At 47.0% G+C, this 23,449-nt stretch carries 16 protein-coding genes; 10 read left to right on the forward strand and 6 right to left on the reverse strand.

Annotated features, from left to right (window positions below):
* Positions 1-21 precede the first annotated feature (21 nt).
* From mukF to mukB, 3 genes are read left to right on the forward strand one after another with little or no spacing between them, the layout of a single operon-like run.
* On the forward strand, positions 22-1,344 hold the full coding sequence (gene mukF, locus BM082_RS12410; protein WP_017014678.1) for a chromosome partition protein MukF: 1,323 nt from the start codon (positions 22-24) through the stop codon (positions 1,342-1,344).
* Entirely contained in the window at positions 1,325-2,080 is a 756-nt protein-coding gene (gene mukE, locus BM082_RS12415) for a chromosome partition protein MukE (RefSeq protein WP_074927110.1), read from the forward strand. Before mukF ends, mukE begins: the two co-directional genes overlap by 20 nt.
* On the forward strand, positions 2,077-6,537 hold the full coding sequence (gene mukB, locus BM082_RS12420) for a chromosome partition protein MukB (protein WP_074927113.1): 4,461 nt from the start codon (positions 2,077-2,079) through the stop codon (positions 6,535-6,537). Before mukE ends, mukB begins: the two co-directional genes overlap by 4 nt.
* An 82-nt stretch (positions 6,538-6,619) precedes the next feature.
* Here the strand turns inward: mukB and BM082_RS12425 are convergent, their stop codons facing one another.
* The 4 genes from BM082_RS12425 to BM082_RS12440 form a co-directional block, all read right to left on the reverse strand.
* Positions 6,620-8,935: a methyl-accepting chemotaxis protein gene (locus BM082_RS12425; RefSeq protein ID WP_074927115.1), complete on the reverse strand. Its 2,316-nt coding sequence runs from the start codon at positions 8,933-8,935 to the stop codon at positions 6,620-6,622.
* Positions 8,936-9,148: 213 nt separating this feature from the next.
* On the reverse strand, positions 9,149-9,655 hold the full coding sequence (locus BM082_RS12430) for a GNAT family N-acetyltransferase (protein ID WP_074927118.1): 507 nt from the start codon (positions 9,653-9,655) through the stop codon (positions 9,149-9,151).
* Between the two features lie 32 nt (positions 9,656-9,687).
* Complete coding sequence (locus tag BM082_RS12435) at positions 9,688-10,380, reverse strand: aspartate/glutamate racemase family protein (protein ID WP_017009094.1); 693 nt, start codon at positions 10,378-10,380, stop codon at positions 9,688-9,690.
* A 219-nt stretch (positions 10,381-10,599) separates the two neighbouring features.
* Positions 10,600-11,814 (reverse strand): EAL domain-containing response regulator, encoded by a 1,215-nt coding sequence (locus BM082_RS12440; protein WP_017009095.1) that lies wholly within the window; start codon positions 11,812-11,814, stop codon positions 10,600-10,602.
* Positions 11,815-12,134: 320 nt separating this feature from the next.
* Between BM082_RS12440 and BM082_RS12445 the strand changes: the two genes are divergently transcribed.
* Positions 12,135-13,031, forward strand: a complete 897-nt coding sequence (locus tag BM082_RS12445; protein WP_074927120.1) for a DMT family transporter — start codon at positions 12,135-12,137, stop codon at positions 13,029-13,031.
* Between the two features lie 76 nt (positions 13,032-13,107).
* Here the strand turns inward: BM082_RS12445 and BM082_RS12450 are convergent, their stop codons facing one another.
* A complete protein-coding gene (locus BM082_RS12450) occupies positions 13,108-13,593 on the reverse strand; it encodes a MarR family winged helix-turn-helix transcriptional regulator (RefSeq protein WP_017009097.1) in 486 nt (161 codons plus the stop codon).
* Positions 13,594-13,936: 343 nt separating this feature from the next.
* Here BM082_RS12450 and BM082_RS12455 point away from each other — a divergent pair, with 343 nt between their 5' ends.
* The 6 genes from BM082_RS12455 (at position 13,937) to mepK (ending at position 21,576) form a co-directional block, all read left to right on the forward strand.
* Complete coding sequence (locus tag BM082_RS12455) at positions 13,937-15,193, forward strand: imelysin family protein (protein WP_074927122.1); 1,257 nt, start codon at positions 13,937-13,939, stop codon at positions 15,191-15,193.
* A gap of 150 nt (positions 15,194-15,343) precedes the next feature.
* Positions 15,344-16,723 carry a di-heme oxidoreductase family protein gene (locus BM082_RS12460; RefSeq protein WP_074927125.1) on the forward strand — a complete coding sequence of 460 codons (1,380 nt, stop codon included), beginning with the start codon at positions 15,344-15,346 and terminating at the stop codon, positions 16,721-16,723.
* 9 nt (positions 16,724-16,732) lie between these two features.
* Entirely contained in the window at positions 16,733-17,779 is a 1,047-nt protein-coding gene (locus tag BM082_RS12465) for an imelysin family protein (protein WP_074927127.1), read from the forward strand.
* Between the two features lie 3 nt (positions 17,780-17,782).
* The gene (locus tag BM082_RS12470; RefSeq protein WP_244276010.1) at positions 17,783-18,886 is read left to right on the forward strand and encodes a DUF1513 domain-containing protein; all 1,104 of its coding nucleotides are present in this window, start codon (positions 17,783-17,785) and stop codon (positions 18,884-18,886) included.
* A gap of 101 nt (positions 18,887-18,987) precedes the next feature.
* Positions 18,988-20,634: a L,D-transpeptidase family protein gene (locus BM082_RS12475; RefSeq protein ID WP_017009102.1), complete on the forward strand. Its 1,647-nt coding sequence runs from the start codon at positions 18,988-18,990 to the stop codon at positions 20,632-20,634.
* Positions 20,635-21,015: 381 nt separating this feature from the next.
* A complete protein-coding gene (gene mepK, locus BM082_RS12480; protein WP_017014670.1) occupies positions 21,016-21,576 on the forward strand; it encodes a peptidoglycan L,D-endopeptidase MepK in 561 nt (186 codons plus the stop codon).
* Between the two features lie 118 nt (positions 21,577-21,694).
* Here the strand turns inward: mepK and olsF are convergent, their stop codons facing one another.
* Entirely contained in the window at positions 21,695-23,437 is a 1,743-nt protein-coding gene (gene olsF, locus BM082_RS12485; RefSeq protein ID WP_074927129.1) for a bifunctional ornithine lipid synthase OlsF, read from the reverse strand.
* Positions 23,438-23,449: the final 12 nt, after the last annotated feature.

Genomic DNA, 23,449 nt, shown 5'->3' on the forward strand with positions numbered 1-23,449 from the left:
ATTAGACAACAAGGATTACGGATGAGCGAAAACTCTCAGACTGTTCCTGAGTTGGTTGGTTGGGTGAAACAAAATGACTTCTCTCTCAATCTGCCGCCGGAACGGCTGGCATTCCTTCTAGCGATTGCTGTGTTAAGCAGTGAACGTTTTGATGAGGAGCTTGGAGAGGGTGAACTGATCGATGCGTTTCGCATCGTCAGCGACCAATTTGAGCAAAGCAGCGAAACCATCGCTTTTCGTGCTAACAACGCCATTAATGATTTAGTTCGTAGCCGTTTGTTAAGTCGCTTTACCAGCGAACTGACCGACGGCGCGAGCATTTATCGCTTAACGCCGCTTGCCCTGGGGATCAGTGACTATTATGCGCGCCATCGCGAATACAGCTCATTGAAGCTGTCTATTCAGCTTTCGATGGTGGCGGATGAAATCGATAAAGCGCTTTCCGCTGCCTCCGAAGACGGAGATGAAGCCTATTGGCGGAAAAACGTCTATGCCGTGTTGAAGTATTCGGTGGCCGAAATTTTCGACCGTATCGATCTCAATCAACGCACCATGGATGAACAGCAGCAGAAAGTGAAGGAAGACATTGCGGCCTTGCTGAACCAAGATTGGCAGGCAGCCATTGCTAACTGTGAGCATCTGCTTAACGAAACGTCGAGCACGCTTCGCGAGCTTCAAGATACCCTGCAATCTGCAGGCGACCAGTTACAAACGCAGCTTCTTAACATTCAAGAGCAAGTGCATGGTCGTGACGATCTCGATTTCGTCGATGCCATGATTTACAACTTGCAGATGAAGCTCGACCGCATCATCAACTGGGGTCAACAAGCCATCGATTTGTGGATTGGCTATGACCGCCATGTTCATAAATTCATTCGTAATGCCATCGACATGGACAAAAACCGTGCGTTTAGCCAGCGTTTGCGTCAGTCGGTGACAGAATACTTCGATAGCCCTTGGTTCTTAACCTTCGCAGATGCGGATCGCTTACTAGATATGCGTGACGAAGCCTTGGTGCTTCGTGATGACGAAGTCATGGGCGAAATGCCGGCAGAGGTTGAATTTGAAGAACTGACCGTGGTTAACGATCAACTGAGTGATCACATCGCCGACATGTTGTCTGGGCACCGTACGACGGGGGCAGGCATCGATTTAGGCTCTGTTTTGAAAGATTATTTGGCTCAACACCCACACGCTCGCCACTTCGATTTGGCACGGATTGTTATCAACCAAGCAGTACGTCTTGGTTATTCGCAATCTGATTTCAATGCGATTCAGCCAGACTGGCAAGCAATTAACGATTATGGAGCCAAGGTACAAGCAAATGTCATCGATAAATATTGAAGATTTGATGCCGGAAGAATTGGCGAAAGCTATCGCCAACCCATTGTTCCCGGCGTTAGACAGTGTTTTGCGTGCTGGCCGCCATATCGCTAGCGAAGACTTAGATAACCATGCGTATCTGATCGAATTTGAAATGCCACTACAGCACTTTTATCAGCGTTATAACGCTGAACTTGTGCGTGCACCGGAAGGTTTCTTCTACCTTCGTCCACGTTCAACGTCATTGATTGGTCGCAGCGTATTGTCTGAAATGGACATGCTGGTGGGTAAAGTGCTTTGTTTCTTATACCTCAGCCCAGAACGTTTGGTGCAAGAAGGGATTTTCACCACCCAAGAGCTGTTCGATGAACTGCTGACATTGGCGGATGAAAATAAACTGATGAAGCTGGTCACGCTGCGCGCAACAGGGTCAGATCTTGATCGTGAAAAGCTGTACGACAAAGTGAAAACCTCACTGCGTCGTTTACGTCGTATCGGCATGATTGTTCCGATTGGCGAATCCGGCAAATTCCGCGTGAGTGAAGCCACATTCCGCTTCGGTGCGGATGTGCGCTCTGGCGATGACGTCAAAGAAGCACAACTTCGCTTGATTCGTGATGGTGAAGCCGTGTTGCACAGCCAAGGCCACGCACAATCGAGCCTTTTGAATGACCACGATGCAGACGAAGCCATTGATGCAGGCATTCTGGAAGACAATGAAAATCTAAACGATGACGGGCAGGAGGTTCAGGCATGATCCAACGCGGTAAATATCAATCGCTGACGATGGTCAACTGGAACGGCTTCTTTGCACGTACGTTTGATATCGATAATTTGGTGACCACATTGTCCGGCGGTAATGGTGCGGGTAAATCCACCACCATGGCGGCATTTATCACTGCCCTTATCCCTGACCAAAGTCTCCTGCATTTCCGTAACACCACGGAAGCGGGCAGTTCTAACGCGTCTCGTGATAAAGGTCTGCACGGTAAGTTGAAACCTGGTGCGTGTTACGCCGCCTTGGATGTGGTGAACTCGCGCAATCAACGCATTCTATTTGGTGTGCGCTTGCAGCAAGTGGCTGGTCGCGACAAGAAAGTGGATATCAAACCTTTCATCGTTCAGGGCTTGCCTGCGAACGTGAAGCCGACAGATGTGTTGATTGAAAACGTTTCGTCTAACCAAGTGCGTGTTCGCCAGCTTAACGAAGTGAAAGACGCGCTAGGTCAATATGAAACGGCGCAATTCAAAGCGTTTAACTCGGTCACCGATTACCACGCGCAAATGTTCGAATACGGTGCGTTGCCGAAGAAACTGCGTAACCAAACAGACCGTTCGAAGTTCTACCGTTTGATCGAAGCCTCGCTCTACGGCGGTATTTCAAGTGCGATCACCAAATCATTGCGTGATTACTTGCTGCCGCAAAACGGCGGCGTGAAGAAAGCCTTCCAAGACATGGAAGTGGCACTTCGCGAAAACCGCATGACGCTAGAAGCGATCAAACTGACACAGCGTGACCGTGACTTGTTCAAACACTTGATCACCGAATCAACCAACTACGTTGCGTCTGACTACATGCGCCATGCGAACGAGCGTCGTAAGAAGCTTGAGCTTGCACTGCAACGCCGTGGTGAGTTGCTGGGCTCACGCCGCCAGTTGGACGATTTCCAAGGTACGTTTGGTCGTATGACCGACGAGCTAGATGCATTGTCTGATAGCCAGACACACCTTGAACTCGATCACCAATCCGCGTCTGACCACCTGCAATTGGTGCAGACCGCTGTTCGTCAACAAGAGAAAGTAGAGCGCTACCAAGAAGATTTGGAAGAGCTTGCTGTTCGTCTTGAAGAACAAATGATGGTGGTGGAAGAGGCGACTGAACAGCTAGTGATGCAGGAAGAACAAGCGCATCTTAGCGAAGAAGAAGTCGATAGCCTTAAAACGCAACTTGCGGACTACCAACAAGCGTTGGATATGCAGCAAACGCGTGCGCTTCAATATCAACAAGCGGTTAAAGCGCTTGAAAAAGCCCGTGAACTGACGGGTAACGAAGAGCTGGATCAAAACAATGCAACCAGCGAACTGGGTGCATTGAAAGCGGACGAAGACAAACAAACGTCTGAGCTGCTGAGTTTGAAACACAAGCTGGACATGTCTTCGGCGGCGGCAAAGCAATTCGAGCGTGGTCTTGAGTTGGTTCGCAGCATTGCGGGTGACGTTTCTCGTTCAGAAGCGGGACAAAAAGCCCGTGATGTGATTGTGAAAGGTCGTGAGTATGGTCACGTCGCACAAAATGCGGATCAGTTGACGGCACAGCACCGCGATCTTGAGCGCCAAATGCGTAGCTTCCAACAAGCGAAAACCTTGTCTGAGCAATACCAGCGTCAGTTCAATGCATCGGTTGTGTCGGAAGACGACGTTGAGCTTGAACTGAACCGCCAGCAAGAACGTCTTGAAACTGCAGAAGAAGCGGTAGGCGAACAAGCAGACAAAGTGCGTGAACTTCAACGTAACGAAAATGACGTTAACGCCAAGATTGCTGCGTTTGAAAAAGTTGCGCCAGCGTGGATTGCTGCACAAGACGCGTTGGAAAAATTGGCAGACCAAACTGATGCTGAGCTTTATGACAGCCAAGCGGTGCTGGACACCATGCAGCAAGTGATGGTTAACGAACGTCAAACCTTGGATACCCGAGACAAACTGGCGGTTGAAAAACAGGCGCTTGAAGCTGAAATCGAACGTTTAGCACAACCTGGCGGCAGTGGCGATGCACGATTGCAATCTCTTGCGGATACCCTGGGCGGCACGCTGCTTTCTGAAATTTACGATGACATCACCATGGAAGATGCGCCGTATTTCAGTGCCATGTATGGCCCCGCTCGTCACGCGATTGTGGTGCCTGATCTAAAAGGCATCAAAGAAAAACTGGTCGATATTGATGATTGCCCCGATGATCTTTACATCATTGAAGGCGAGGCCGAAGGCTTTGATGACAGTGTGTTCGACGCGGATGAAATGGAAGGGGCGGTGTGCGTTCACTTGAACGACCGTCAACTTCGCTACTCGCGCTTCCCGAAAGTGCCATTGTTTGGCCGTGCAGCACGTGAACACCGTTTGGAAAACCTGCGAGAGAAACGTGAAGAGCTGGTCGAAGGTTACGCGAAAGCCTCTTTTGATTCTCAGAAGCTGCAGCGTCTAACACAAAGCTTCAACCAGTTCGTGTCTGTGCACTTGAACGTGGCGTTTAACGAAGATCCAGAAGCGGCATTGAAAGTGCAGCGTGAAAAACGCAGCAGCATTCAGCGTCAATTGGGTCAATTGCGTGAAAACGAACAACAGGTTCGCAGCCAATTAACGGGCTCGAAAGAAGCCATGGCGTTGTTGAACAAACTGCAACACGTGGTGAACGCGCTTGAAGACGACACGTTAGAAGTGCGACTGGAAGAAATTGAATCACGTCTTTCAATGGCGGACGAAGCGCGTCACTTTATGCGTGAGCACGGTAAAGCGTTGGCGGAGCTGGAAGGTCTGGCATCAACACTTGATGCTGACCCAGAGCAGTTTGATGCACTTACGGCGTCATACCAACACGCTGACGAGGCCCTGCAGCTGCTCAAGAAGAAGCTGTTTGCCTTGTCTGACTTGGTTGAGCGTCGTCATCACTTTGGTTATGAAGATGCCGTTGCCTTGCTTGATAAGAGCAGTGAGCTTAACGAGCAATTAAAAGCCAAGCTGGTGGATGCAGAACGCGCACGTACACGTTCACGCGATACCGTGAAGCAAGTGCGTGACCAAGTGAACCAGTACAACCAATTGCTTGCCTCACTGAAAAGTTCGCACCAAGCGAAGCAAGAAACCGTGACTGAATTCAAGCGTGAATTGGTTGAGCTTGGCGTGCGTGCCGATGTTGAAGCAGAAGAGCGCGCACGTATTCGTCGTGAAGAGCTACATGCACAATTGACACAATCTCGTCAGCGTAAGAGTGAGTTAGAGAAAGGGTTAACCGCGATCGAGCTTGAAATGAAATCGCTGGTGAAAACCCTCAAGAAAGCGGGCAAAGAATACACTGAACTGCGTACGTTCGTGGTTAACGCTAAAGCCGGTTGGGTGGAAGTGCTGAAAATTGCGCGCACTAGCAATGTTGAGAAGCAGCTAAACCGTCGCGAAATGGCGTACATGTCTGCCGATGAACTGCGTTCGCTGTCAGATAAATCCTTGGGTGCGTTGCGCCTTGCGGTATCAGACAACGAGATTCTGCGTGATGCGTTGCGCGCGTCAGAAGACATGGCGCGCCCAGAGCGTAAAGTGCTGTTCTATGTTGCGGTATACCAACACCTTCGTGAACGTATTCGTCACGACATTATCCGTACTGACGATCCTGTTGAGGCGATCGAAGAGATGGAAGTGGAGTTGGGACGTCTGACAGAAGAACTGACACAACGCGAGAAGCGTTTGGCCATCAGCTCTGAATCAGTCGCGAATATCATTCGCAAAACCATTCAGCGTGAGCAAAACCGTATTCGCTTGTTGAACCAAGGCTTGTCTAACATAGGCTTTGGTCAGGTTAAGGGTGTGCGTTTGAACGTATCGATTCGTGATACGCACGCACAACTTCTTGCTGGTCTGGCAGAAAATGCAGAGCAACACCAAGATTTGTTCGGCAACAATCGACTGACCTTCTCTGAAGCGATGGCGAAATTGTTCCAACGTTTGAACCCACATATCGACATGGGTCAGCGTTCACCGCAAATCTTGGGTGAAGAGCTGTTGGATTACCGTAACTACCTAGAGCTAGGCATCGAAGTTAATCGCGGTACAGACGGTTGGCTACGTGCTGAATCAGGCGCATTGTCTACCGGTGAAGCGATCGGTACTGGTCAGGCAATCTTGTTGATGGTTGTTCAGAGCTGGGAAGAAGAATCACGTCGCTTACGTGGTAAAGACGTGATCCCATGTCGTCTTCTGTTCCTCGATGAAGCCGCGCGTCTGGATACGAAATCCATTTCGACTTTGTTCGAGCTTTGTCATCGTCTCGACATGCAGTTGCTGATTGCAGCGCCAGAAAACATTAGCCCAGAGCAGGGGACAACCTACAAGCTCGTGCGTAAGATCTTTAATGATAAAGAACACGTGCATGTGGTGGGCTTACGCGGCTTTGGCGAAGTGTCTAAAGCTGAGTTACCGTTTGATGGTGAGCTTGAAAATGCGAGTTAAGTGAACGCTTGTTCGTGTGTGGATCAAATAGATAGGCCAGCGAAAGCTGGCCTTTTTTGATCATAGTAATAAGCGAATCACTTTAAGCAATTTTGAACATACCAATCTGCTTGGTTAATTGTTGTGTTTGTTCGTTAATCAGATGTGCTGTGGTGTCGGTATCATGGGTTTTCTCGGAAACCGAATTCGCCGATCGTGCGATGTTGTTCACATTCGATGTGATCTCTTCTGTGACCGATGACTGCTGACTTGCGGCAGTAGCAATTTGAGTGTTCATGACACTGATTTCTGTCATCATGTTTTCGATTTCGGCCAGCATGCTGTTGTTTTTACCGCAATTGTCTACGCTGCTGGCAACAAACTCGTTAGCACTTGTAATGCCCGCCACGGCTTTTGTCGTTTCAGCCTGCAGAGATTGCACCTTGGCGCGGATTTCTTCTGTGGATGTTTGCGTTCGAATTGCTAGTGAGCGAACTTCATCAGCCACCACGCTGAAACCACGTCCTTGCTCACCAGCACGAGCCGCTTCAATCGCAGCATTCAACGCCAATAGGTTGGTTTGTTCTGCTATCCCTTGGATCACATCAAGCACAGTACCTATGGAATCGCTTTCTGCGGAGAGTTGCTCCATAGATGCTGTTGCATCACGCATTTTCTCAGAGAGATCGGTAATCTCTTTTACTAATTGTTTGCCGACACTCGTGCCTTGTTTTACCGAGCTCACGACATTTTGCGATGATTCAGATGCATTATTGGCAAAACTAGCCACTTCTGAAATGGAGGAGTTCATTTCAATGGCGGCTGTCGCCACTTGGTTAGAGTTCGCCGCTTGCGCATCAACTTCAGTTTGCATGCCATTAATGTTGCCCTGAATATCAGTAGACGCACTGTCTAACGCTTTCACTGTATTGTCAGCGCCTTGGATCACCGTCAGGAAATCTTTCAACATCACATTCATTGATTTTGAGAGTTCGGTGAGTTCGTCATTCCCTCGTGTGTCTAGTTGAACCGTTAAATCATGTGTCGTGGCGATATGTGCAATGCGTTTGCTCAATGATGTGATGGGTTTACTAATACTGCCTGCAATAATCCAGGCGATGACTAGAGACAAGGAAATAATAATGGCACCTATCATCGATGACGTTTTATAAAGGGTGTTGTTAAGCAAAACAACTTCATGGAGAGCTTCTTCTTTTTCTAATTCAGAGACCAAGGCCCACTTTTTGCCAAAAATACTCACCATGCTGTACGCGGCAAAGACTTCTTTGTTTGCGTGATTCTGGCCAACAGAAAACCCTGTTTCTCCGGCGAGAGCCGCGTTGACATGTGTGGATTTAATGGGTTGTTGCCCCGATGAAGACTCAGTGACGTCAATACGCTCAATGGTGTCGCTTTTCACACCGGTTCGGCGCAACATATCGATATAAGCGGGCTTGTCTTGTTCAAGGAGGCGGTTTTGAGAACGCATCAGGTTATCTGGGCCAACAATAAATGTTTCCCCCGAATTGCCGAGTCCATTGTCTTTCCAGTGTCCGCCGTAGGTCATGATGTGGTTGATGTTGTCAATTGGCATTTGGAATATCAACACACCGATGGTTTGACCGTTTTTGGCAATGGGTGCTCCAACGAAGGAAGCTGGGCTGTCATAAGAAGGGAAGTAAGGCGAGAAGTCTTCAAAGCTGAACTCGCCTTTGCTAAGGGTCTTTGAAGCATTGAAAACATCCGCGATACCGCTTTTCGCGTAAGGGCCAGATTCTAGATTGGTCGCGTAATCGAGCTCTTTAAATACTGAATAAACGATGTTGCCATTGAGATCGACCAGGAAAATGTCGTAGTAACCAAATGACTCCAAAAAAGTCCGGTAATTTGAATGAAACACTTCATGCACTTCGCTGTATGTGGTTTGGTCTGTCGCTTTGTCGAGGAGGTGTTTGTTTCCGAGCGAGTTTTCATTAACGCCGATGTAGGCTTGCTGCAACAGCTGACCAGCAACGCTGATATCATTCAAGCTCGACAAAACATCAACAGATTTTGCATTGGTGTCTTGGTAAGCTTTCCCAAACTCATTAACATAGTAATCGCGTAATTTGTTAGCTTGGTTGTCTGTGATGACTGCCTCTGTTGGCACACTTTGAAATGATTGCGCAAACTGCAACATCGCGTCTTCTGTCATTGTTGAATTTGCTAAGTTAGTTAATTGCTTACCAATACCTTCAAAGTATTGTTCTATTTCAGCTTTCTTCACTTCTCTCACGGAAAGCAGCTGATTTTGAATTTGGTGCTCAAGTGCGAGGCTCGATGCGCGGTTTGCAGTCATTGTCATGATCGTCGTGGTTACAATGACGGTAACAATGCTCATGGCAATGAATGCTGTTCTTATTTTTGTGGATATTCTCATTTCACATCGTCCCTTTCATGAACCGAATGTTTCAAAATTAACAAGTTAAGTGTAGGTGGGAACGATCCACTTCGTGGCTTTTTGTCTAGAGTTGGCACGAAAAGATATTGTTAGGGCGATGAAATAAAAGGCGGAAATTTGGTGCAGCTCAGAATACAGGGAAAACAGACGCTGTTTTCCCTGTATTCGTGGTGTTGGATTAAGCGTTAGGGATCAGAAATCTGACACGGCAGCTTCCAATATGGCAACGGAGTAATATTGGTCGAACTTGAATCCGACGTCGGTTAAATAGCCGACCTGCTCAAAGCCAAATTTTCTATGAAGTCCAAGTGAGGCATCGTTCGGCAAGGTAATGACGGAATACGCACGTTTGACGGGGGAGTTAGCCATTTGTTTGAGAAGTGCCTGCATTAACATAGAACCAAGGCCTTTGGCTTTTAGATCATGACGCAAGTAAATAGTAATTTCGGAGCTGATGCGATATGCGAGCTTTTCACGAAACTCGCTATTGTAAGCAAAACCAATAACATCACCGGCCTTGTCTTCTTTTACCAAAACATGGTAGTAGTCATCGCTGTTGGTGAGCTTCTCAAACCACGTTTTTCTTCGCTCGATTGACCACGGCTCGTAGTCAAACGTGATGGCTGTGTTGACCACATAGTGGTTGTAAATGTCGTTGATGGCTTCAATGTCATCGACAGTGGCGGTTCTTATTGTCATCGCTTTACTTCCTATTTAAACGAGACGCGCTGTTACTCGGCGAGCGCAAGTTTGATTGCCGCCTCAGCATGCAACTCAGTGGTGTCATACAAAGGGACAGTGGTATGGTTTTGTTGAACGAGCAAACCAATCTCAGTGCAACCTAAAATAACACCTTCTGCGCCCAGTGCTTTTAAATCGTCAATGATGGATAGATACTGCTTGCGCGAATGCACTGACACTTCGCCTTGGCAAAGTTCTTGATAAATGACTTCATGTACCACGTCTTGTTGCCATGCTGGCGGCACAGAGACGGTAATGCCGAAAGATTCAATACGCTCTTTATAAAAGGGTTCTGACATAGTGAAGCGCGTACCGAGCAATCCAACGTGGCTAATTTTGTCTTTCAACAAGCGTTCCGCAGTGGCATCTGCGATATGAATAAGTGGGACAGAAATAGCATCAGACACTTCTTTAGCAACTTTGTGCATGGTGTTGGTGCCGATCATCATAAAATCTGCCCCCGCTTTCTCTAGTCGTTGCGCTTCATTGATCAAAGCATCTGCAGACTTATCCCATGCATTGCTGCGCTGAAAGGCCTCAATCTCTGCAAAATCCACACTACTGAGCAATATCTTTGCTGAATGGTGTCCACCAAGCGTGTTTCTGGTCTGTTGATTTAAGAGCCGATAATAGATGGATGTGGATTCCCAGCTCATCCCTCCGATTAAGCCAATGGTCTTCATTTGCGCATCCTTACTCGTTGAACATTCTCTCGTTATAACACACTGATTGTCTGTGAAACATAGGGATAAAAGGGGATGGTGTGCGTTGCTAACGATGTTTAAAGACGAGAGAGTATGAGAAGAGTGGGAATTGAGAAAAAGTAGAAAACAAAATCATGCTCCATCTCAGGTTCTGTGTAAAAACGTTGCTTTAATGAGCATGCTCGCCGAATCAGCAAGCTAGACACTTTTGACGGTGGCACCGACGCCTTTGAGCCAGTTTCTATACCAACTTGACAATGACTCAATCGGCTTAGGTCGGCAGATCAAAAAACCTTGCAAGAGAATGCCGGGGTGATGTTTGGTTAAGTAATCCAAATCTTCAAAATGCTCTATGCCTTCCGCAACTAAATCGACGTCAAATGATTCAGTAATACCCACTAAGGATTGGACGATAACTTGGCTGAATTGGTCAGCATGGATGTGATTGATCAACGTGCGGTCTATTTTTACTTCCGTGAATGGCAGGCTTCTAAGCTGTTGAATGTTAGTAAAACCGGTTCCAAAATCATCGAGCGACACACCATACCCATGTATACGCAGTCGGTTCAATGACTCCATTTGCTCTGAAGACTTGAGTTCATATTCTTCAGTGATTTCTAACACGATGCGGGATTTTTCGATGTTTCTATCTTGGAAAAGGTTTTCAAGGCGGTTCGGAATATCAAGATCTGACAATTGGGATGGCGATAAATTAATGCTGATTTTAACTGTATCACCAAAAATATGAGACAGTTCTTTCATATGGTCCGCAGTTGCTTCCGCTAACTGCATGGTAATCAAATCCATGAGGTCAAAACGGATTGCGGTTGGGATGAACCTACCTGGAAGAATGGCATCCGGTTGACCTGGGGAAACGATTCGTGCGAGCACTTCTAAGCTTTCCACTCGGTTTGTTTCTGGATTGAGCTTGGGTTGGTAGTAAGGCATTACCTGTCGGTGGACGATGTAGGTGATCAGTTCTTTTTTTGATATTTGATCGTAATTCAAAAACTTACGTTCTTCGGCTTGATGTAGCCTGTCCATCACCAACTGTAATGCATCCATCTTGATGGGTTTTGAAATGTTGCCGATTAAACAAACGTATTGTTGACGGGCGACCTCCGCTGCCAACTCAATGATTCGAATATCCAATTCGGACACAATGCAGATCCCCCCCTTGTAGTGCATTTCACCAAGGTGGCGAATAAGGCCCATTCCGTCGATATCAGGCATGTTTAAATCTGTGAATACGACATCATACCGCGTAGGGTACTGATGCAATTCCGCCAATGCTTTGATCGGAGAGGAGAAAGCCGTGACATTGTGGTAGCCAAGATCATTGAGCATTGTATTAATCATGACCAACATCGCCTCTGAATCATCGATTATGATGATGCGGATTGTTTCATCCATGTATCCGATCCTAAAGAGAGAGTTATATATAAAACTAGATGCTTATGGTGCGTTTTCAACACCAAATGTAGGGCTTATTTTGCAATTCGTCGTCTAGACAGCCTTTTAATTAGACATATGAGTGAGTTAGCGAGTAGAAATGTGACGAGTATAACCTTTTAGGCTTTGTGTTTGATAATCATTACAATTACAGCGACTTCTTAAACCGTATGTAATGCCCGAAAATGGCCAGTCATTAGAGATAAATCACAGTAATCTTGCTGCTACATGTAAGGTATCTCAGCATGCTGGAGTAAAAAGTAAGGGAAGAGGGAAAGAAGATGGAAATGAAGCAAAAAGACGTTGCTGAACTGCTTTTACTCGCAGCCTTGTGGGGAGCTTCATTCCTTTTTATTCGATATGCGGTGCCAGATTTTGGTCCCTTTGCGTTGATCATGGTGCGTGTTGTGTTGGCGTCTGTCCTGTTATTGCCGATATTGATGCTAAGAAAACAGCTACATGAATTTCGTGCGAACTGGTTTCATTCCTGTTGCGTTGGCTTATTCAGTTCGGCAATTCCTTTTGTGTTGTTTGCCTTTGCGATGATGAATGTGTCTAGTGGTTTTGCTGCCATTCTTAATACAAGTACGCCGATTTGGGGGGCGATCATCGCTTATTTTTGGCTGGGCGACAAACTCACATACACACGCATGACTGGGCTATTTATAGGGGTTGTTGGCGTGATGGTCTTGGTATGGGGCAAGCTTGATTTTGGTTCAAGTGGGCTAGGGTGGTCTTTGCTGGCTGTCATTGGTGCGACCGTGTTTTATGGCATATCAGCCAGCTATGCAAAACGCTTCCTCAAAGGGGTTCCACCTCTTGTCACTGCTGCGGGCAGTCAGATTGGATCTTCCATCGCGCTATTACCCTTGGGTCTTCTATTTTGGCCTGAGGTTAACCCAAGCCAAGCAAGTTGGATTGCAGCCGTTATTTTGGGGTTTGTGTCAACTGGGTTTGCCTACATCTTATATTTTCGACTGATTGAGCGTGTCGGGCCGACCAATGCGATCACTGTAACGTACCTCATTCCTTTGTTCGCGGCGGTATGGGGGTATTTCTTGTTGGATGAGAGCGTCACGCTGAGAATGATTTTAGGTGCTGGCACGATCTTCCTAGGAACAGCGCTTGCAACGGGGTTGGTCAAGTTCGGTAAACGCACGCCTTCTAAGGAGAGTTAGGAAGGTTGATTCACGAGCGTTGAATGTTGCGAGTGAAAAAGAACGATGATGAAAAAAGGCCCTAGGGCCTTTTTTTTTAATGTGTTTCATCGAACTTGGTAAGAGGGGTAACTTCAAGAAGTGGTGCAGCGTCGATGTTTTCAGCGTTCATCATTGATGAGATACGCTGTACAGAAGAAATGAGCAGAGATTGTTCCCATTCTTCGAGAGACTGAAAGCGCGAAATAAAGCTTTCCTGCAAGGGTTTTGGTGCTTGTTGCAGGGCTTGTTGGCCTTCTGGCGTCAAGTGCGCATGGACCTTACGTTTATCCAAGTTGCTTCTTACACGCACAATAAGGTTACGGCTGGCAAGGCGGTCCAATATTGTGGTCGCGGTTGCCTGGCTCATGTTGGTATGGTTTGAAAGTTGGCGAATAGTCACTTCATCTAATTCGTCAATGGCTCTCATTAGTACGAGCTGCGGGCCTGTTAGACCTGCCTCTTTATTTAGCTTTCTTGAGTGCAAATCGATGGCGCGAATGATTTGCCTAAGCGCTACCAACACCTCTTCATGCTTCTCCATCGAAGCGTCTCCTTTAAACAGCTGTAGGATGTTAAAAATCCGGCGAATTATCTGTTCTATACGTAAATATTTAAAGGTTTTTTCCGTATTTCTTACCAAACCTTACACATGAGTCGCTGATTATGCGAACTCATTTGGCTTCAATCTCGCTTGTGTCCTAATTTGGTTACGTAGCAATTGCATGAGGTATGCAAACTAAGGCGTAAAAGAGTGAGAGGAAAGAGTGAAAACTAAAACTAAATGATATTATTTATCATTAGCATTTGAAATTAACTGAGTATGAATGTAATAATCGTTATCAATTGCAACAACTGGTAACAATTCACATACTCAAGGAAAGATTATGATGCGCACCCCTTTGGCTTCAGCCTTCTCAGTTTTGGCATTATCAGCCGTTTCTTTCGCCACTTTTGCCGCCACACCAAAAGCCGTCGTTGAAAACTATGCAGACATTGCTCATGCAACGTTCAGCGACGCACTTGTCACCTCAAAACAACTGGACAGCGCCATTGATGCGTTGATTGCTAAACCATCAGAAAAAACACTTAACGAAGCACGTCAGGCGTGGCTGGTTTCTCGTGTGCCTTACCAACAATCGGAAGTGTTTCGTTTTGGTAATGCTGTCGTTGACGATTGGGAAGGGCAGTTGAATGCTTGGCCGTTGGATGAAGGCTTGATCGATTACGTTGCGCAAGATTACCAATATGAGCTGGGCAACGCGGGCGCTGTCGCTAACATCGTTTCAAATACTTCATTGAAAATCGGTAGTGAAACGTTAGACGTAAACACCATTACGCCAGAGCTGCTTGCATCACTGAACGAACTTGGTGGTTCTGAAGCCAACGTTGCAACCGGTTACCACGCCATTGAGTTTTTGCTTTGGGGTCAGGATCTAAACGGCACAAACCCAGGTGCGGGTGAGCGTCCTTACACAGATTTTGCGTCAGGTGATTCATGTACCAATGGAAACTGTGACCGTCGTGCTGACTACCTAAAAGCAGCGTCTGAGCTTCTTATTACTGATCTTACTTGGATGGAGGGCCAGTGGTCTGCCACCCAAGCTGACAATTACCGCGCGGCACTATTGAACGATTCTGCTCAAAACGGTTTGCGCAAAATGTTGTTTGGCATGGGGTCACTCTCTCTTGGTGAACTTGCTGGTGAGCGCATGAAAGTCGCACTGGAAGCAAACTCTACGGAAGATGAGCACGATTGTTTTTCAGACAACACACATAATTCACACTTCTACAACGAGCAAGGTATTTACAACGTCATGACGGGGACTTACCAGCGTTTAGACGGTGAAAAACTGTCTGGGCCATCGGTGCTTGAGTTAGTGAAAGCGTCTGATCCAAAAGCAGCAGCGATGATCAAAGCTGATTTTGATAACGCGCGCAGCGAAGTCTTTAAGCTGGTGGAATCTGCAGAGAAAAACAATGTTTACTTTGACCAACTGATTGCTGCAGACAATGCAGAAGGCAACGCGTTGGTAAATGGCGCCATTGCCGCATTGGTTCAGCAAACACGTAGCATTGAACAAGCAGCGGGCGCGATTGGTATTACCAATCTGAGCCCAGATACCGCTGATCATCAGTTCTAATGTCACCATGCTTATTCGAAGCCCCCACATGGGGGCTTTTGGCGTTTTTCTGAATCGATAATTCTGTTTCGTGCTTTATCGCATTTGGTGTTGCTGAACGGCGACAAAAACAATCAAAGAATACATGTATATTTTCAATTGGACGAAATAATGAAGTATCCGGTACTTAGCCTTTTAGTGGCGTTCGCCATGCCTTCCTTTGCCGATGATGTTCGTTCTGGTGGCGCGACTACCACATTCAAACAAGGCGCAAATGCCTTTTCGCAACCCGCATCGAATCTTCCTTTATCCGAACGCATCGATTTCAGTGTTGGGAACAGCTTTTTTAGAAACCCTTGGGTGAGTGCACCCGCATCAACAGATGCGAGAGATGGTCTTGGTCCGCTTTTCAATACCAACGGTTGTCAAAACTGTCATATCAAAGATGGGCGCGGTCATTTACCCGAAGCGGGGGATGATAATGCGGTTTCTATGCTCATCCGCTTAAGCATTCCCGCGATGACGGCGGAACAGCAAAAACAATTGATCATGGATGGAAACATTCCTGAACCCAATTATGGTGGCCAACTACAAGATTTTGCGTTGCCGGGCGTTGAACCCGAAGCAAAGGTCAATATTCATTTTGAAACGCACGTAGAAACCTTTACGGATGGCACCGAAGTAACGTTGCGAAAGCCCATCATCGTGCTGTCTGATTTGCATTACGGCGACATGCACCCTGACACAGAAATGTCGTTGAGGATCGCACCGCCAATGATTGGGCTCGGGCTGCTTGAGGCTGTGCCAGCATCGCAACTTACCGCAATTGCCGAAAAGCAGACGAAAGCGAACCGAGGCATCTCAGGGCGTGTAAACAGGGTTTGGGATATCAAGAAGAATGCATCCGTCATAGGCCGATTTGGCTGGAAAGCAGGTCAGCCCACGTTAATGCAGCAAAACGCGGCAGCTTTTAACGGTGACTTAGGCTTAACAAGTCATCTTTTTTCAGTCGAAAACTGCACTTCTTCTCAGTCTTCCTGCGATACCTTACCCAACGGTGGTAAGCCTGAGGTTTCTGAAAAGATTCTGAATTTTGTGGAATTTTATAGTCAGCACCTTGCTGTGCCAGCGCGTCGGAATATCGACGACCCGCAAGTAATGGCCGGTGAAACGCTGTTCGCCGAAGCGGATTGTGGAAGCTGTCACCAGACAAGCCTTAAGACAGCATCCATTGAAGGTCGTCCCGCGTTGAGCAACCAAACCATTCATCCTTATACCGATCTTCTTTTGCATGACATGGGAGAGGGGTTAGCAGACAACCGGAATGAATTTATCGCGAACGGACAAGAGTGGCGTACCGCACCTCTATGGGGTTTAGGTTATACGCAAGAGGTGAATGGGCACACCCACTATTTGCATGATGGTCGAGCGCGAAACGCGTTAGAAGCTGTGTTATGGCATGGTGGAGAGGCGAAAGCCAGTAAGCAACGTGTACTGAAAATGAACAAACAAGAACGAGAAGCACTGGTTGCTTTCCTTAATTCTATGTAGGAGAAGACAATGACATTTATATCTACCCCTTCTCGTTATTCAATGGCAGCTATTTTGGTTACAACGTCACTAATGTCAGGCTGCGATATTGACGCTCCATTCAATATTAAGGTTCCAGTGGCATTTGCTGGCGAAGAAGAACACTCAATATGGTTGCTGCAAAAGACGCATGCCGCGACGTTTGTTTCTCAAGCAACCGGTTTGTCTTCAGCCGTTGAAAAAGCATGCAGTGCAGGTTCATTGGACACGACGGAGGTGAAATCAGCGTGGGTCGATACGATGAAAGCCTGGATGCCATTGCAAGGTATTGAAACAAGTAATCCTGCAGCCGCTTCGTTAAATTGGCAAATTCAATTCTACCCAGATAAGAAAAACACGACGGGGCGGAAGATAACGGCATTATTGAAATCAGAAGGCCCATACTCCGCTGAAGCCTTGGCAAAGCAAAGTGTGTCTGTTCAAGGGGTAGGTGCGCTTGAATGGCTGATTTATGAACCTAAAACAACGGGCGACACAGAAAATAGATGTGCATTGGCACGTGCTGTTTCTCAGCGTCTTATTCAATCGGCGGAAGGCTTATCCCAAGCTTGGGAACAAGACCCGTGGAAAGATCAGTCAGAGAAAGCACTCAATGCAGCAAGTGTCAGCATGTTGGCAGGTCAGCTTGATTTCGTGATGAAGAAGTTGTCCTTACCAATGGGTAAGCCGGGCTATCCAAAACCTTTTCAAGCGGAAGCGTGGCGATCAAAGGTTTCATTGACGCTTATTAAAGACAATGTCGCGGCAATGTATGCGTTATATTTGACTGATCTGGATGTTGTTCTGCGCGCCAAACAAAAAACAGAACTGGCAGATAGATTGACCAAGCATTGGCAAGACACGGTGACGAGTGTGCCATCGGGCGATGCACTCAAGCCACTACTAGACACCCCCGAAAATTATCGATCATTGATTGGTCTTTCAAATAACCTTGAATACCTGAAGTTGGCTTTATCTGATGAAGTTGGCCCAGCGTTGGGTATGGTGGTTGGGTTTAATTCGACAGACGGAGACTAGATCTTGGCTTCATCCCCTCACGGCGTCAGCATGAAACGACGCCGCTTTCTTTCCCTTTCCATTGCTGGACTTGTTGTAGGAAGTGGTATTGCAGGTTACGCAACGTACAAAAAGTGTGAAGACGACAATACGGTAGCCTTTCTTGGCTGTGCGCAAGATGGCAACGACGGCTACGTGTTTACCGGTGCGAATGCGCAGGGAGAACCCTGTTACACAGTACCTTTGTCCACCCGTGGTCATGGTGTTGCCATTGACCGTATTCGAGACTTCGCCTTTATTTTTTCGAGACGACCAGGTGAGTTCATCACGGTTGTAGAGATCCAAACCGGTAAGTTGCTTTCTACATACAGTGTGTCAGAGCGTTACCACCTCTATGGGCACGGCGTGGTGGTGGGCGACAAGCTCTACACCAGCGAAGGAGAGCGAACGACAAGCAATGGTGTGATTGGCATTTACCAAATCTGGCAAGATGGCACCCTTGATAGGGTGGGAGAGCATACAGGCTTCGGGCTTGGGCCTCATGAAATCATGGCGATTGATCATTCCACATTGGCGTTAGCGGTGGGCGGCATTCAAACGCAAGGCCGCGAGCCATTGAATATCGAGACCATGTCACCGTCATTGGTGTTGATTGACATTCATTTTGGAAAAGTTCTGGGTATTCACACTTTGCCTGACCACCAAATGAGTATTCGACATTTGGCCATGTCGACAAAAGGGGAAATAGTCACGGCGCAACAATACAGAGGCAGCAAAGATGATGTCCAACCTTTGCTCGCGATTCGCCGATTAAGTGGTGAGTATCAACAACTTGTCGCCACAACTGAACAGTGGAGCCGTTTTAATCAATACATCGGCAGTGTGGCGTGTACAGAATCACAGATTGTGGCGACCTCACCTCGCGGCAATTGTTATGGAATTTGGAACATTGAATCCGGTGAATTGGAAGAGCTTGGCCCCTTGTTGGATGCATCGGGAGCAGCCGCAAAGCCAGATAGATTCGCGCTTAGCGCCGGAAGTGGTAGATTAGTAATACAGAATGTACAAAAAAACATTGAATTTCAGACATCTGAGGTTCATTGGGATAATCATTGGGTAATGCTTTAGAATGACGCTTTTCTAACTCTTTGTTTTGAAAGATTCATAAAAAATCCGATAACGAAAATTGTGACGTTTGCCATACTATGATCTCTAAATGGAGGTGGTGCATGGTTTTCGCTCGCATGCTTTTTAAGACACTACTGGTTTTCGCTTTGCTCCCTCTTCCAGTGTGGGCAAATGTAGGCAATGTTGAGCCAAACAAACCGTCTGAAAATGCAATTACATGGATACAACAAGCTGAAGCTGAATCGGGTGTAGTGACCTACACCCAAGATTTGGCGATGATCTACGAGTACTTTTCTTTTTCCCCAATTTGGCACGATTACCGTGCCAAAGATGAGCTCGAAACGCAGATCAATATCATTTCATTAGCTGGGATCAGTCAAGAATTTGAGTGGCGTGCTGTGCTGCTCAGAGAATTGAGAGTGAGTGGCGATTGGCGCGCCTATGACGTGTTCGCAACAGACAGTCTACTTGCGTTGATTAGCTACAACTCCCAAGTGCCTTTGCACGGCAAAAGCTGGTTCTTCGGTACGGACATTAACGACACATTCCCCTCACCAACAAAAACGCAGACCACAAACCTTTTGATGGCAGCTAGCCGCAATGCACTTTATGACTATGCGTTTTCGTTGCGTCCTGAAACATCACAGTACCGTGAAATGGCAAAAGCCATCGTGGCATTGCAAGATGAAAACACCAGCTACTGGCCTAAGTTTACTCAGCGTGGGTTGATCAAACACGGTAACAAGCTGGTGGACTCGGATAGCTTGATCACGAGCTTAGAGCGTCACGGTGTATTAAGCACAGAAGAAGCACAACGCTTAAAACTCAAGCATGTAGGTTTCTATAATGCGGTGATGGTGCAAGCGGTGAAGCGCTTCCAACAAAGCCACGGCCTAAAAACTGATGGCGTGATTGGCAACAAGACCCGTTATTGGTTGAATAAGTCCGTTGATAATCGCATTCAGATCCTTGCGCTGAATATGGAACGTTTGCGGCTGTGGCCAACAGGGCGCGATCGCATTTTGCTGGTCAACATCCCAAATTACGAAATGGAATTGTGGATGGATAAACAGCTGATTCTCGACAGTAAAGTGGTGGTGGGAAGACCAAGTCGCCGCACGCCATTGTTCACATCACGTTTGGATTCCGTGGTTTTCAATCCTCATTGGAATGTGCCTGTGACCATCATGCGCAAAGACATTTTGCCTAAAGTCAGTGTGGATAATGATTACCTGTCCAAACACAGCTATACCGTGTTAAGCAGCTGGTCTAACGGTGAAGTGATTCCACCTGATTCGATTGATTGGGAAACGGTAACACCCAACAATTTCCCGTATCGACTACAGCAATCGCCGGGTAACTTTAACGCGTTAGGTCGCTACAAATTTAATACGCCGAATGGTAACGCGATTTACCTTCACGATACGCCTGCTAAAGGTTTGTTTAATCGCGCAAGCCGAGCATTCAGTTCAGGGTGTATTCGTGTTCAAAAAGCGGAGGTGTTGGCTGAGGTGTTGTTAGATAAATCAGGCCTTGAAATGGGTGACTACGATTACTACCGTAAAACCCCCAAGACCAAGTGGGTTACGCTACGCAAGAAGATTAGCGTGCACACGATCTATCAAACCGCATGGGTGAACGAGGACGGTGAAGTGCAATTCCGTGATGATGTGTATGATTACGACGCTCGACCAAAGCGTACTATCGATCCATCAGCGTCTTTAACGGCGAGCACAAATCAATCGTAATGGCTGAGTTTTGACGAGCTAGATTCTTAAAAGGATCGGGTATCTACAAAACAGATAAATGATTTAAAGCGCAGTGATGACACTTCTCATCACTGCGCTTTTTTGTGGCAATAAGGGCGTGTGATCGGGTGGAAATATGCTCAAGGCAACACAATTGCATATTTTTACACTTTACTGACAATGATAAAAAGTGATGATAAATCATCATGAAACGCTGCTATTTACAGCGATTGACTCACTAAAGATACACGTACGAGTTTGATTCCTTCCCTCTCTCCCGTTAGATTTCACGGTGTTTCGAGAGTCTTTCTTAAACAAAGGCGTGTTTCGCTAGTCGTTCGGACTCTTTTTATAAGATTTACCTTTGGGAAGTTGTAACTTGTGAAAAATGGTTTGGATACCCAACGTCGTCGCCTAATTCTTGGCGGTGCGGCGTGTGTAGTTGCGGTAGCACTACCGAATGCAGCGTTTGCGCTGCCCCTAACGGCAGGGAAACCGCGTAATTTGGCAATGACAAGCATAAACACGGGTGAGCACCTTGATGTTTGTTATTTCAATGGCCAGCAGTACAATGAAAAAGAACTGCAAGCCCTTAACCACTTATGTCGCGATCACCGTCGAAATGTTGAAACCGACATGGACCCACTGCTTTATGATCAACTCGCTGCAATCTGCGGGCTAGTGAGCGCCAAATCGCCGATTACTATGGTATCGGGTTATCGCTCGCCAGCAACGAATGAGATGCTAAGAAAGGGCGGTGGTGGTCAAGCGAAGAAGAGCTATCACATGACAGGGCAAGCCATGGATATCTTCATTGAAGGCGTGCCGCTCGCAACGTTAAAAGATGCTGCTCTCTCATTAAAAGCTGGTGGTGTTGGTTATTATCCGCGAAGCGGTTTTATCCACGTTGACACGGGCCCTGTAAGGACCTGGAGAGGGTAACTTCTCACGTCAGATAACCTCATCCTTTTGGGAAAGAGAAAGGCACATTACGTGCCTTTTTTTGTGGTCGTCTTTGACCTTTTTAACCGCGAAGTCTGCCCCTCAATGAAAGCGCACTTTAAACGGTTTCTGGTTCGGCCTTTTTCAGGTTCGTTGTGATGTATCGCTGACGTTTCTTCTCCTTTAGCTTAGTCATGTCCACCATGACCAAGCCATCAATACAATCTGCAAAATCTGGGTCAATATTAAAGTCAATGAACTGCACTCCCCCGGGTTCGCAAAGCTCACTGTATTGTTTGTAAAGGGTGGGAATACCCGTTCCGAGATTGTCTAACAGTGCTTTGAGGGTTTTCAAATCTGCTGGGTAGTCATCGCCTCGAAAATGCCGAACCAACTCATTTTCTTTTTGTGTATCCATATGGAAAGGGCGCTTAGATCGCGCGACTGACTGATCTGAACCAAAGTAGGTGCGATAAAAAAAGATAAGCAACTCTTTGGCGGGTTGCGGCAAAGCGTTACTGATGGTGACTGGGCCAAATAAATAACGATAGTGAGGGTGTTTGGTAAGGAAAGCACCTATGCCGAGCCAGAGATACTCCAAGCTGCGTTTGCCCCAGTATTTCGGCTGAACAAAGCTGCGGCCTAATTCAAGGCCTGAATCCAGTTTTGACGTCATACCTTGTTCAAAGTTGAAAAGTGAATGTGTATACAGGGCTTCTTTACCGTGCTGCGCAATCACGGCTTGGGTATCACAGAATCGATAAGCGCCAACAATATCCAGCGCTGCTGGGTCCCAAAGCACTAAGTGGAAATAGTGTTGGTCGTACTTATCGATGTCCCTTCGCTGTCCTGTTCCCTCTCCTACAGCGCGAAAGGCCACTTCTCGTAATCGCCCTATTTCTCGCATTACATGAGACTCTGCGTGATAACGGTATAAGTAGATTTCTTTTCCATCCGGCGTCTCACCAAGGCGTTCACTTTGCGCAATCTCTTCTTTTAGCGCCAACCTTGGCTCGGGAGATGCGATGGCTGACTCGGTGGGGAACACACCCTCTTTGCCTTTACCGATGTTGTAGAGGTGTTTCTTGAACAACTTGACGCGGGTTTTATGGGGTAAATTGGCGCTGGTGTTATAGCTTGAATAAGGAATGCTTTCACCGATAGTAAAGGTGATTTTGTTGTCCTCTTGCGCAAACATTTCATTGACGAGGAGTAAGGTTGATAGGGGCTTGTACACCAAGGAGGCCCCATAAAACATCGCCGAATTTCGCCCATCGACATGAATGGGCAAAATAGGGGCGCTCGCTTTGCTCGCCATGCGAAGAAAACCGCTGTGCCATTCTTTATCTCTCACGCCAGTCGCGCCCAATCGCGACACTTCGCCTGCGGGGAAGATGATTATAGCCCCCTCATTACGCAGCCAAGCATCAATGTTTCTGAGGTTTTCTTTTGGCGTGCCCCCTGACATGTTGTTCACGGGGAGCAGGCAACTGTGAAGCGGTTTAATCTGCATGAGCAGGTTATTGGCGACCACTTTAACGTCAGTGCGAATCTCGCGAACCAATTTGAGTAAGGCCAAGCCATCAAGCGAGCCAATAGGGTGATTGGCGATAATGACAACGCGCCCGGTGGAAGGAATACGTTCGCGCTCTCTGTCACTCGTTGCGTAGCTGAATGTGAAGTAATCCAGAACTTGTTCTACAAACTCAAACCCTTTGAGGTATGGGTATCGCTCGGCAAAATCGACAAAGGCTTGTTGATGCAGAAGACGTTGAAGCGTAGCGCTGACGGGGCGTGCCAACCAAGGTTTATCCGCTATCGTTGGGTATTTGTTTTCTAAAAGTGCATCGATACTAAACATACTGGTCCTTTC

Source organism: Enterovibrio norvegicus DSM 15893, from assembly GCF_900115495.1.
GTDB classification, from domain to species: domain Bacteria; phylum Pseudomonadota; class Gammaproteobacteria; order Enterobacterales; family Vibrionaceae; genus Enterovibrio; species Enterovibrio norvegicus.